This window comes from Pseudomonas sp. LBUM1658 (assembly GCF_059716055.1).
In genome coordinates this window covers 2006640-2018456 of record NZ_CP166798.1, presented here as the reverse complement: position 1 = coordinate 2018456, position 11817 = coordinate 2006640, and the positions used below count along the sequence as shown (strand labels likewise).

10 protein-coding genes and 1 pseudogene are annotated in these 11817 nt (G+C 59.2%); 5 read left to right on the top strand and 6 right to left on the bottom strand.

The genetic code is table 11. The features are described 5' to 3' along the window. The first annotated feature begins 52 nt into the window (after positions 1-52). The gene (locus ACA064_RS09235; RefSeq protein WP_497673076.1) at positions 53-892 is read left to right on the top strand and encodes an SDR family NAD(P)-dependent oxidoreductase; all 840 of its coding nucleotides are present in this window, start codon (positions 53-55) and stop codon (positions 890-892) included. Positions 893-934: 42 nt separating this feature from the next. Continuing rightward, entirely contained in the window at positions 935-2383 is a 1449-nt protein-coding gene (locus ACA064_RS09230; protein ID WP_497673075.1) for an arylsulfatase, read from the top strand. On the opposite strand, the gene ACA064_RS09225 is transcribed toward ACA064_RS09230, so the two are convergent. The 4 genes and pseudogenes from ACA064_RS09225 to ACA064_RS09210 all read right to left on the bottom strand — a co-directional run. Then, complete coding sequence (locus ACA064_RS09225) at positions 2358-4034, bottom strand: 3-(methylthio)propionyl-CoA ligase (protein ID WP_497673074.1); 1677 nt, start codon at positions 4032-4034, stop codon at positions 2358-2360. The two genes, ACA064_RS09230 and ACA064_RS09225, sit on opposite strands and share 26 nt — an antisense overlap. Before the next feature lie 56 nt (positions 4035-4090). Next, positions 4091-5059, bottom strand: coding sequence for a WD40/YVTN/BNR-like repeat-containing protein (locus ACA064_RS09220; protein ID WP_497673073.1), 969 nt, complete (start codon positions 5057-5059; stop codon positions 4091-4093). A gap of 14 nt (positions 5060-5073) precedes the next feature. Further along, positions 5074-6921: an efflux RND transporter permease subunit gene (locus ACA064_RS09215; protein WP_497673072.1), complete on the bottom strand. Its 1848-nt coding sequence runs from the start codon at positions 6919-6921 to the stop codon at positions 5074-5076. Between the two features lie 4 nt (positions 6922-6925). After that, positions 6926-7285, bottom strand: a pseudogene (locus ACA064_RS09210) (MFS transporter); the annotation flags it as partial. 99 nt (positions 7286-7384) lie between these two features. Between ACA064_RS09210 and ACA064_RS09205 the strand changes: the two are divergent. Then, the gene (locus tag ACA064_RS09205; RefSeq protein WP_497673071.1) at positions 7385-8356 is read left to right on the top strand and encodes a cupin domain-containing protein; all 972 of its coding nucleotides are present in this window, start codon (positions 7385-7387) and stop codon (positions 8354-8356) included. A gap of 234 nt (positions 8357-8590) precedes the next feature. After that, positions 8591-9025 (top strand): VOC family protein, encoded by a 435-nt coding sequence (locus tag ACA064_RS09200; protein WP_497673070.1) that lies wholly within the window; start codon positions 8591-8593, stop codon positions 9023-9025. Between the two features lie 301 nt (positions 9026-9326). Here the strand turns inward: ACA064_RS09200 and ACA064_RS09195 are convergent, their stop codons facing one another. Together ACA064_RS09195 and ACA064_RS09190 are read right to left on the bottom strand one after the other, a co-directional pair. After that, a complete protein-coding gene (locus ACA064_RS09195) occupies positions 9327-9572 on the bottom strand; it encodes a DUF2934 domain-containing protein (RefSeq protein ID WP_497673069.1) in 246 nt (81 codons plus the stop codon). A 68-nt stretch (positions 9573-9640) separates the two neighbouring features. Further along, positions 9641-9769 (bottom strand): hypothetical protein, encoded by a 129-nt coding sequence (locus ACA064_RS09190; protein WP_497673068.1) that lies wholly within the window; start codon positions 9767-9769, stop codon positions 9641-9643. Between the two features lie 267 nt (positions 9770-10036). Here ACA064_RS09190 and ACA064_RS09185 point away from each other — a divergent pair, with 267 nt between their 5' ends. Further along, positions 10037-11467, top strand: coding sequence for an IS1182 family transposase (locus ACA064_RS09185; protein WP_497672996.1), 1431 nt, complete (start codon positions 10037-10039; stop codon positions 11465-11467). Positions 11468-11817: the final 350 nt, after the last annotated feature.

Below are 11817 nucleotides of genomic sequence, written 5' to 3'. Positions count from 1 at the left end.
CCCCCGCCTACGACCGCTTATTTCTGCAACGACAACGGCATTGCGAGCAATCATGAAACTTGAACAGAAATACCCGGCAAAACGCGCCTTCGTGACGGGTGCCGCCAGCGGTTTTGGCCTGGCCATCTGCATGCATCTGGCAAGCAGAGGCTGGAAACTGCTGATCGCCGACATCAACGCGAAAAGACTGGAGCAGGCCGAGGCGCAGTTGCGCCAACGCGGCGCCGAGACCTTCAGCATGGTGTTGGACGTCACCCGGCAAGAGGCCTTGCATGACGCAGCCAACACCGTCAAACAACTGTGGGGCGGCGTCGACCTGGTGTTCAACAACGCGGGCATTGCGTCGGCAGGCATGATCGATGACCTTCCCCTGGAAGAGTGGGAAAAAGTCATCAACGTCGACCTGTGGAGCGTGATTTATGGCTGCCGCGCCTTCGTGCCTTTGCTCAAGAATCAGGGCGGCGGCTGCATCATCAACACGGCATCCAGCGCCGGGACCTTGTCCGGGCCTGAAATGTCGCCCTACAACGTGGCCAAGGCTGGCGTCGTGTCCCTGTCGGAGACCCTCAAGTCCGAACTCAGCGGCTTTGATATCGGCGTCACCGTGGTGTGCCCGACCGTGTTCGCGACATCGCTGGGCGACTCGCTCACCAGCGAGCGGTCTATGGAAAAGCGCCTGCTGGCCCAACTGAAAAAGTCCCGATTCACCTCCGAACACATTGTCGACGATGTGTTTCGCGCGCTGGAAAAGGGCCGCCTCTACGTCATGACCCAGCCTGACGCCAAATGGGCCTGGCGACTCAAACGCTGGATGCCGGAAACCTATTTCCGCCTGATTGCCTATCTGTACCGCAACCGGAAGTGGTTGTACGCCGAGCAGCCGACCGATTGATTTGAACCTGGGCAGTCAGTGCGCAACCGTGGAGAGCAAACAATGCAACGTATCCGGCTACTGTCGTTCCTGATCGCATTCATGGGCTGCGCAAATGCCCAGGACAAACCCAATGTCGTCATCATGCTGGCCGACAACGTCGGTTATGGGGACCTTGGCGCCTATGGTGCGGGCGAGGTTCGGGGCATGCCCACCCCTAGCATCGACCAGTTGGCCAGCGAAGGCGTGCGCTTTACGCAATTTCTGGTAGAGCCAGGTTGCACGCCCTCGCGCGCGGCGCTGCAAACTGGACGCTATTCGCCACGTGCAGGCCTTGGCAGCATCATCGTCGCGGGTACGCCGAATACGCTCCAGGCCAATGAAGTGACACTGGGCGAGCTGTTCAAGAGCCAGGGCTACGCGACGAGCTACATTGGCAAATGGCATCTGGGGGCAAGCGAGCAAAGCTGGCCGACACGCCAGGGCTTTGACCAGTACCGGGTTGGCGTTATCGAAACCAGCGATAGCACCCTGTATCGCGACAGTATGCAGCGCACCGGACTACCCGAGGCGCAGATCTCGGCGTCCGAGGCTGCCATCTGGGAGTCCGAGGCAAACGGCGATCTCAAAAAAATCCGCCCTTATACGCTGGACTACCGCCGACAGGTGGAGGGCGATATTGCCAATTCGGCGGTGGAATATATCCAGCGCCAGGCCAAGGCTCCTGAGCCGTTCTTGCTCTTCGTCGGCTGGACGAATACCCATTACCCCTCCCTGGTCGCTCCCGAGTTTGACGGCAAGTCGCGGATTGGTCCTTATGGTGACGCGATCATGGAGCTCGATCATCGCACCGGCCAAGTGTTGGACGCCATCAAGACCGCCGGCATCGAAGACAACACCATCGTGATCTGGCTGTCCGACAATGGCGCTGCACCGACTGAGGGACCGCCCGAGTTCCGCGGAGGCTCGAACGGCCCGTTCCGTGGCGAGCTCGGCGATGCGCTGGAAGGGTCATTGCGTGTGCCGGCCATGATCAAGTGGCCAGGCAGGATCGCGCCACGGGCGAGCAACGCGATGCTGTCCATCCACGATGTCTTTCCGACGCTTGCGAAGATCATTGGCGCACCGATTCCCGCAGATCGGCCGATCGACGGCGTCGACCAGAGCGATCTCCTCATCGGTAAGCAGGCCGCTTCAAAGCGTGAAAGTCTGATCACCTTCATCGGTGACGAAATCGTTGCCGTGCGTTGGCGGCAGTTCCGCATCTATCCGAAGCAGTTCATCAGTTCGGCCGGCAATCCCTCCATGGCTGGCGTTGGCGGCTACCGCGCCGAACTGACCGGTTATCCATCGATCTTTAATATCGAGCAGGACCCCCGTGAGGAGGTCAATACCGTCGCGGTGAACGCTTGGGTCCTTGCTCCGTATATGAAGTTGATCGGCGAATACCTGAAGTCACTCGAACACTATCCCAATCCAAAAGCCGTCAATCTGACGAAATTTGGCGGGTGATGTCCTTGCACAAATTGTCCTCTTCCAGGCGATAGTCGCGGAACTGCTCGCGCAACTTCATTTTTTGCAGTTTGCCCGTTGCCGTATGCGGCAGTGCCTCGACGTAAGCGACGTCGTCCGGCAGCCACCACTTCGCGACCCGGGTTTCAAGGTATTCCAGCAGTTCTTCCTTGCTGGCTGCCTTGCCGGGTTTGATCACCACGACCAGCAACGGTCGCTCCTGCCACTTGGCATGGGGAATACCGATAACGGCTGCCTCGGCCACCGCTGGATGACCGACGGCGGCATTCTCCAGGTCGATCGAGGAAATCCACTCGCCACCAGACTTGATGACATCCTTGGCACGATCAGTGATTTGCATGTAGCCATCGCAATCGATGGTGGCGATATCACCGGTGTCGAACCAGCCGGCATCATCGAGAATGCTCCCGCCCTCGCCCCGGAAATATTGCTTGGCAATCCAGGGGCCCTTGACCAGCAGATGACCGGAGGCCTTGCCGTCACGGGGCAACTCGGTGCCCTCCTCGTCGACGATCTTCATGGACACCCCGAACAGCGCCCGCCCCTGTTTGGCCTGCAGATCGAGCCGTTCAGCCGCCGAAGCATCGCGGTGTTTGGGCAGAGGGTTGCAGACTGTGCCCAGCGGTGACATCTCGGTCATGCCCCAGGCATGCAGCACCCGGGCATCGAAACGGGTTTCGAATGTCTCGACCAGTGTCCTCGGTGCTGCCGCCCCGCCAATCACTACCCGGTTCAAACGCAGGTCCGCCGCCGGGTCCAGGCCACAGGACTCGACGTGTTGTTGCAACATCATCCAAACCGTCGGAACGCCCAGGGCCAGGGTCACCTCCTCGGTACGCATCAGCTCGTAAAGGCTTTCGCCGTCCAGCGCCGGCCCCGGTAGCACCAGCCTTGCGCCGCACATGGCCGCCGCGTAGGGCATGCCCCAAGCATTGACGTGGAACATCGGCACCACCAGCAGCGCCGAATCCGCCGACGACAGGCCAAAGCCCTCCGATGTGCACAGCGCCATGGAATGCAAAATCGAGGAACGGTGCGAAAACAGCACACCTTTCGGATTGCCAGTGGTGCCCGAGGTGTAGCACATCGAGGAAGCCGTCCTTTCATCGAGTACAGGCCAGTCGTACTCACTGCTCTGGCCGTCTATCAGGTCCTCGTAACACAGCAGATTGGGCACCTCGATGTCCGGCATCCGGCTGCGATCCGTCAGGGCGATGAAAGCTTTGACGGTCTTCATCCGGGGCGCGAGCTGCTCTACAAGCGAGGCGAACGACAGATCGAAAAACAGGTATTGGTCTTCAGCATGGTTGGCAATGAATTCGATCTGCTCAGGGAACAGCCGCGGGTTGATGGTATGCAAGACTGCCCCCATTCCCGACACAGCGAAATACAGCTCCATATGCCGGTAACCGTTCCAGGCCAGGGTGCCGATCCGCTCACCGGGCTGCACCTGCAGGGTGGTCAGGGCATTGGCCAGTTGTTTGGCACGCCTGCCTATATCGGCATAGGTGCAGTGGTGCAAGGGCCCTTCGACCGTGCGCGAGGCAATTTCGCTCCTCGGATGCGCCATGAGCGCGTGTTCGAGGACCGACGAAATGAGTAGCGGTTGATCTTGCATCAATCCCAGCATGGCGTTGTGCTCCATCCAGATTCTTGTTTGAGTGTGCCGGTCTGCACCGGCGCGGATTAATGGGTATCCGTCAGATCCTGCGTCAACACACCTTGTGGGCCGAACAGCGCAAGTTGTCCATCGCCCAGCGGCGCGAGTGCGGCGAGGTTCTGCCGATCGGCGCGGACCTGCGCCTTGAAGCGTTGCAAACCCTGATCGGCGACGGCCACCAGCCCGCCATTGCCCACCAGCGCTACGCGACCGTCGTTGAGCTGGACGACCGCAGTGATGGCTTCCTGGCTGCCGCTGTCCCTGGTTTGCCAGGTATCGCCCAGGTCGTCGCTGACCAGCACCCGTCCGCTCATGCCCACCAACAGAACGCGGCCGTCGCGCAGGCTCGCGCCTCCCCACAACGAGCCGTTGACGCCGGTGTCCAGGGTTTCCCAAGTCGTGCCATTGTCGGGAGACCGGTAGGCGTTACCACCCTCCCCGGCGATGAATAGGTGACCATTGCGTCCGGCAAAGATCTGGTTGAGGTGGTAATCGTCGCCATCGTTGCTCACGCTCAAGCGCTGCCAGCTGCGACCACCGTCGCGGGTTTCGCTGGCGAAGCCGTAGGCGCCGACGACAATGCCGTGTTGGGTGTTTTCGAACCACACCGACAGCAGCACTGGCTTGCCTTCCAGCGGCGGTTGTAACGTCCAGGTTTCACCGCCGTCCTTGGTGCGAAGCAACACCCCGCCATGCCCCACGGCCCAGCCGTTTTGCCCATCGGCGAAACTCAGCGCCGTCAGCAGCCCATCCACCGGCACGACTTTGGCCTGGTGCCACTGCTGGCCATCGACAGAGTGCACCACCACGCCGTGATCACCCACGGCAACAAGGCCGGCGCCCACCTGGGTGACCGCCACCAGTGGCGCCTGTTGTGCCTGGGCCAGGCGCATGGCCGATAGCTCGGCGCCGTGGCTATGGAGCACCTGCCCTGCCAGGCCGAACAACGCAGCGATGGCTAACAGGCGTGGCAGCGAAATCGTTTTGTTCGACATTTCACGTCCCTCGATCAATGCGCAATCAGAGGCGCACGGACAGGCCCCCGCCGCGGTATCAGCACGTCCAGCATCACTGCAATGGCCGGTAGCAAGGTGATCGCCATCAGCATGTTGACCATGAACATGAAGGTCAGCAGCAACCCCATGTCGGCCTGGAATTTCAAGGCCGAGAACGACCAGGTCGCCACGCCGATGGACAAGGTGATGGCGGTAAAAATAGTTGCCACTCCGACCTCGCGCAGGGCAAGTTTGAACGCCGTGACGATGTCCTGCCCTTCGGCCAGGTGCAGTTGCAGGCGGTTGTAGATGTAGAACGCGTAATCCACGCCGATACCCACGGCCAGCACCATCACCGGCAAGGTGGCGACGGTCAGGCCAATGTCCAGCGACTTCATGAACCAATAGCCGAGGAAGGTCGCCAGGGTCAGCGGAACACAGCAGGCAACCATCGCCCGCCAGTCGCGATAGACCAGAAGCACCAGCAGCACGATGGTCAGGTAAACATAGAGCATCATCGGCAACTCGGAGGTTTCGACGATTTCGTTAGTGGCCGCCTGCACCCCGGCATTGCCACTGGCAAGACGCACGGTGATGCCGTTCATGGGGTGTTCCGTCCGATACTGCTGCACCGCTGCGACCACGGTTTTCAGGGTGGTCGCCTTGTGGTCGGCCAGGTACAGGTTGATCGGCAGCACCGTGCAATCGGCGTTGTACAGGCGCAGCACCTCGGGCACCTGGCGCACGGCTTCACCGATGCTCAGTTCATCGACCGGCAGCGCTGCCCATTTCGGATTGCCCTCGTTGACACCCGAGGCTGAGAGCTTAGTCAGTGCCGGCAACGATTGCGCCGACAACACCCCCGGCACGTTGGCCAGGAACCAGGTCAGGCGGTCGGCGTAAGCCATGACTTCATGTTGGTAGCAACCGTTTTTCGGCGTTTCCACCACCACGGTGAACAGGTCCAACCCCAGGCCGAAATGACCGACCACGCTTTCCACGTCCTGGTTATACCGTGAATCGCTGTGCAACTCGGGCGCCCCCGGTAACACGTGGCCGACATGTCGGCCCTGGCTCTGCCAGACGGCAATACCGAGCAGCACCAGGCACAAAACCGAACCGATCGCCGCATTACGTGTTTCGGCCAGGTGCCCGAGTTTGCTCATCACACCATCGCGCCAGGTTTGCAGGCGTTTGACCCGGTTGACATAGGCCTGGTCGAAATGGAAGAAGCTGGCCAGCACCGGCAGCATGATCAGGTTGGTGATGATCTTGTAGGCAACCCCGACCGAGGCGGTAATCGCCAGTTCGCGAATCATCGGAATCGGTACCAGCACCAGAGTGGCAAAGCCGACGAAAGCAGTAATCAAGGCCAAGGTGCCCGGAATCAACAAACCGCCGAAACTGCGGCGAGCGGCGGTCATCGCATCGGCGCCGTTGCACACTTCCTTGGAGATGAAGTTGACCTGCTGCACGCCATGGGACACGCCAATGGCGAACACCAGGAACGGCACCAGAATCGCCAGCGGATCAAGCCCGAAGCCGAGCAAGGTGATGGTGCCGAACTGCCAGACCACCGACACCAGCGAACAGCACAGCGGCAGAAAGGTCAGTACCCAGGAGCGGGTGTACCAGTACACCGCGGCCAGGGTCAGCAGGAAGGCCAGCGCAAAAAAGCCCATCACGCTGGTCGCGCCGGCGCCGATGTCGCCCATTTGCTTGGCGAAACCGATGATCTGCACGTCATAGGCGCTGTCGGCATACTTGGCGCGGACATCGTCTTCCAGGCGTTTGCTGAATTCCAGGTAGTCCAGGCGTTTGCCGGTCTGCGGGTCCGGGTCGGCGAGTTCGGCCACCACCATGGCCCAGCAGCACCATCAGGCTGGAAGAGAAAGCCACCAGCAGGTTGGAGGCAATCATCAGCGTGGAAAAGCACAGCAACACCACTCGCCGGTCGATCGCTCGCGTCAAGCCTGGCACCAGTAACCCGGAGAACAGCGCCACTACCGCCGTCACGGTCACCGCCTGCCCTGCCAAGGCTTCCGACACCCCCAGTTCAACGGCCATCGGCGTCAGCAAGCTGGCTGGAAGGTACTCCGCCGTCAACGATCCAAACACGCCCATCGCCAGCGAAAATACCGCCATCCAGGCCGGCGTCGCAGGTTCTACATCAGCCTCGTAGCCAAAGCGCGCATCGGCTACAACGTCACACACCCCATTATTCATCATTAAACACCTCTGGAATTTATCTCAACCAGAAGTCTATGGACGCAGACCAGGATGTTCTATGATGCAAAGTCTTTAGTTTTTGACCGAAACCCCGAAATGACATCTCTAGATCAGTTCGCCTTATCCTCCGATCTCATCAACGAACTGTTGCGCGGCATGCGCCTGCGGGGCGTCGAGTACCGTCGCATCCAAGCTGGCCCCTCTTTCGGGCTGGGCTTCGCTGCCAAACCAGGACACGCCTACTTCCACTTCCTCGCCGTCGGCACCGCCGTCCTGCGTGCGGAAGACGGCACTTTGTACGAGTTGTCGGCCGGCAACGCCGTGTTCATCGCCCAGGGTGAAGCCCATCAGCTTCTCTCAAGCCTGGACGTACTCGCCCAAGACATCGGTAGCTTTGATGCGGCCCCTCTCGGCGACGCGGTCTGCGCCGTGGATGCTTCACCCGGTGCCGATGTCAGCCCCAGCACTATTATCTTCAGCGGCTGCATGGAGTTTGAACTCGGAAGCATGCAAGGTCTCGGTGGGTTGATGCCTGATCTGATGCTGATTGATGCCAGGGGGCAGCGTTACCCTGGGCTTATGCCGATTCTCGCCTCCATGGAGCGCGAAGTTCGCTCCGCACGCGTTGGCTTCGCAGGCATCCTCGCTCGCCTCGCCGACGTAGTGGCGGCCATGATCGTGCGCGGCTGGGTTGAATGCGCCTGCGGCAACGCTTCTGGCTTGGTGGCCGCGTTACGCGACCCCAGGCTGGCCCGCGCACTCCTGGCCTTGCACCGAGAGCCGGCGCGTGACTGGACCGTGGCGGAACTGGCGGCGCAATGTAATACCTCTCGCTCGGTCTTCGCGGAACGCTTCCAGGCCACTATCGGCATCCCCCCGCTGCGCTATGCAACGGAACTGCGGATGCGCCTCGCCAGTCAATGGCTGAGTCTCGAGCGACTGCCTATTGAAGCCGTAGCGCAGCGCCTGGGCTACACCTCGCAGGCGGCCTTCAGTCGCGCCTTCAAGCGCATCACCGGCCAGCCACCCGGCGCCAGCCGCCAAATGGCTCGTTCTATTGCCTCCTGAAGTACGAAGATGTGGAGGGTGCATAGACACTTGTATCGATTTGGTAATCCCCGATGTGAACGGCTGGTATGGGTCGTTTTAAGCCGGTCGCGACAGGCAGAAATCGGCCAAAAGCAGGCAGTCGACAAGGGTAGCTCTCGGGTAGGCTGTTTCCTCCGACTAATCATCCGCCCGGCTCGACCCAGACGCCAATGCCACCAATTCTCGACACCATTGAAAGAAGGACCGAAGGATATGACAGTCAAGCGAATGGACAACATCCTGATAGTTGTTGACGATCTCGAAGCGGTGAAGGCGTTCTTTATCGAGTTGGGCCTCGAGCTTGAGGGCCAAACGACGGTTGAAGGGTCTTCTATCGGGAGCCTCATAGGGCTTGGAGACGTCCGAGCCACCCTCGTGATGCTGCGGACTCCCGATGGGCAGGGAATTGAACTGGACAAATTTCACACGCCAAACGCAGTCAGGTTTGGGCCCGTGGACGCGCCAGTGAACACTTTGGGTCTTCGTCGCATCATGTTTTCCGTCGATGACGTCGATGCTGTCGTTGCGCGGTTGCAGGCCCATGGCGTAGAACTCATTGGCCAGATGCAGTATGAGGAATCGTACCGGCTCGCCTATATTCGTGGGCCTGAGGGCATCATCGTCGGGCTTGCCGAGCAACTCGGCTGAGGGTGGGCGGCTCGCGCGCGCACGACAATCACCGCGCAGGCACTGACGGCCTTCAGTCGGGTACGTTGAGCCAGGCCGTCCCGAATGATCTTCCCAGGGGGCACGATGAAGCGTTTCTTCTTCCTGCTCGCCGCTGCATTGATCTTCGTGGGCACGGTCGGGTCCGGGCAGACCCTTCTGCAGCCGACTGCCGCCGAATTTCTGACAAGCCAGCAAGCTTGCTCGCTGCATCGGTCAGGGACGTCGGTTCCTACCTGGAGATAAACCGCGAACGCTACTACTGCACGCCGCACAACTATTCTCAGCGATCAACGCGGCTGGCTTCACCTTTCGCGGGCCACTCACTATTAGTATCCCGTTCGATATCTTCAGGCGCAGATGCTTGATCCAAGCCGGTTTCCCATTCGGTAGGAACCGGCTCAGGGGCGGCTTCTGCCTCAAGCTGTTCTTGCGCGAGACGCCAATAAAGCTCTTCAGATCCTTGCGGACGACCATCCTTTTCCCACAACTCGTAAGCTCTTTCCCGGACTTTCAAATCTTCGATCATTGTCGTTCCTCTCTGAGTCGTTACGTGATCCCGCAAGCTCTTACACTAGCTGATCCCGATGTGCGTGCTCATAGCTCATCCTCAGCCTTGGCTATCAAAGCGTCATCGGCGAGGGGCTCAAGCAGCGCCTCGGCGATCTCACCAAGCTTGCCCCGTGGGTGGTCGCTATTGCCCAGCAGTTCGGCTGTAGCGGTCATGTCGGCCTGTCCTCTCAATATATTGACCATGGACCCTTTGCGGCGATCCATTGGGTTTAAAGAGATGCAGCGGCCCGCATTGCACGGTGTGTCGCCAGTTACTTGGCAACCGCGGATGGAGGATTCAGGTTCGCTGTATATCGATACCGCCACCGATGCCGAACCACAGCTGAATGAGGCGACAGGCAGCAATCGGCCCAGAGTGTGTAAAAACGCTTTCGCGAACCCTTGCTATGATTTCTGAGGATTTCATCGCAAGGATCGCCCATGAAGCGCTTTATTCAAGGTGAGCATCGAGGCCAAAGCACCTTACTTCCCGAGAGCCTCGACGATTACGTCACGGATACCAATCCGGTGCGCGTAGTCGACGTCTTTGTCGACGAACTTGACCTGGTCAAACTGGGTTTTGAAGGTGCCATACCAGCAGATACTGGCCGGCCGGCTTACCATCCCGCTGTCCTCCTGAAGATCTACATCTACGGCTATCTGAACCGCATTCAGTCGAGCCGGCGCCTGGAACGAGAAGCCCAACGCAACGTCGAGCTGATGTGGCTGACCGGGCGTTTGATGCCCGATTTCAAGACCATCGCCAACTTCCGAAAAGACAACAGCAAGGCCATCCGAGGCGTCTGCCGCCAGTTCGTGGTGCTGTGTCAGCAGCTGGGATTATTCGGAGAAAATCTGGTTGCCATCGACGGCAGTAAATTCAAGGCCGTCAACAACCGTGACCGCAATTTCACCAGTGCCAAGCTGAAGCGGCGAATGGAAGAAATTGAATCGAGTATCAATCGGTATCTGACTGCTCTCGACGAAGCCGATCAGCAAGAACCCTCAATCGCTCAGCCCAAGGCTACTCGTCTGCAAGAGAAAATCGACAAGCTCAAAGCCCAGATGAAAGAGTTACAGGTCATTGAAATTCAGCTCAACGAATCGCCGGATAAACAGGTCTCACTGACCGATCCAGACGCCCGCTCCATGATGACTCGCGGCACGGGAATCGTCGGTTACAACGTGCAGACAGCGGTCGATACCCAGCACCATTTGATCGTTGCGCATGAGGTCACCAACGTCGGCTCCGACCGCGATCAACTCAGCTCGATGGCCAAGCAGGCCCGCGAAGCGATGGCGTCAGAAACGCTGTCGGTAGTGGCTGACCGAGGTTACTTCAAAAGCGAAGAAATCCTGGCTTGTCACGATGCCAACATCACTGCCTATGTGCCCAAGCCAATGACCTCTGGAGCCAAAGCAGACGGGCGCTTCAATAACGATGCCTTCATCTATAACACAGCGAAAAACGAATACATTTGTCCGGCTGGAGAGGCGCTGATCTGGCGCTATACCAACGTTGAAAAAGGCCTGACGTTGCACCGTTACTGGAGTTCGAAATGCCGGGGCTGCGCAATGAAACCGCAGTGCACACCGAGCACGGAACGGCGGGTTCGACGCTGGGAGCATGAAGCCGTACTGGAGGAAATGCAGAACCGGCTGAGCAACGCGCCGGAAATGATGCGGATCCGAAAACGGACTGTTGAGCATCCCTTCGGGACGCTCAAGCAATGGATGGGCGCGACACACTTCCTGACCCGAAAACTGAACGGGGTGAGTGCAGAGATGAGCCTGAATGTGCTCGCCTACAACCTGAAACGGGTCATGAAAATTATCGGCACCACTGGCTTGATGAAAGCGTTAACGGCGTAAAAACCGGTCTTTTTTACCCCATCCAAAGGGCTTTAAGAGGCTACTGAGCCGTTTTAACTGTTCCTGAAAACGTCGTGACCTTGATCAGTTTGCGAAACGTGAGCACGGTCTCCTATCGTCGATATAGAAAACCCAATCTGACGTTTTTACACACTCTGGGCCATGAGGAGACATTTGCTGCTTGGCTTGATCAGAGAAATGAAAGTCCGCAACACGCCAATGAGCTGACCTTCGCGGAAGCACTTGCGATGTCGGCTCATCGGCCACAGCACCTCACCCGATAACACTGGTTATTTCAATCAGACGACACCGCAGCACCCCACATCCTGTGGCGAACTGGCAAAAACTGA

Bases quoted from the DNA above. Each gene is read 5' to 3' on its own strand.
- ACA064_RS09235 (WP_497673076.1), top strand. From the start codon at position 53: ATGAAACTTGAACAGAAATACCCGGCAAAACGCGCCTTCGTGACGGGT.
- ACA064_RS09230 (WP_497673075.1), top strand. From the start codon at position 935: ATGCAACGTATCCGGCTACTGTCGTTCCTGATCGCATTCATGGGCTGC.
- ACA064_RS09225 (WP_497673074.1), bottom strand. From the start codon at position 4,034: ATGCTGGGATTGATGCAAGATCAACCGCTACTCATTTCGTCGGTCCTC.
- ACA064_RS09220 (WP_497673073.1), bottom strand. From the start codon at position 5,059: ATGTCGAACAAAACGATTTCGCTGCCACGCCTGTTAGCCATCGCTGCG.
- ACA064_RS09215 (WP_497673072.1), bottom strand. From the start codon at position 6,921: ATGGTGGTGGCCGAACTCGCCGACCCGGACCCGCAGACCGGCAAACGC.
- ACA064_RS09205 (WP_497673071.1), top strand. From the start codon at position 7,385: ATGACATCTCTAGATCAGTTCGCCTTATCCTCCGATCTCATCAACGAA.
- ACA064_RS09200 (WP_497673070.1), top strand. From the start codon at position 8,591: ATGACAGTCAAGCGAATGGACAACATCCTGATAGTTGTTGACGATCTC.
- ACA064_RS09195 (WP_497673069.1), bottom strand. From the start codon at position 9,572: ATGATCGAAGATTTGAAAGTCCGGGAAAGAGCTTACGAGTTGTGGGAA.
- ACA064_RS09190 (WP_497673068.1), bottom strand. From the start codon at position 9,769: ATGACCGCTACAGCCGAACTGCTGGGCAATAGCGACCACCCACGGGGC.
- ACA064_RS09185 (WP_497672996.1), top strand. From the start codon at position 10,037: ATGAAGCGCTTTATTCAAGGTGAGCATCGAGGCCAAAGCACCTTACTT.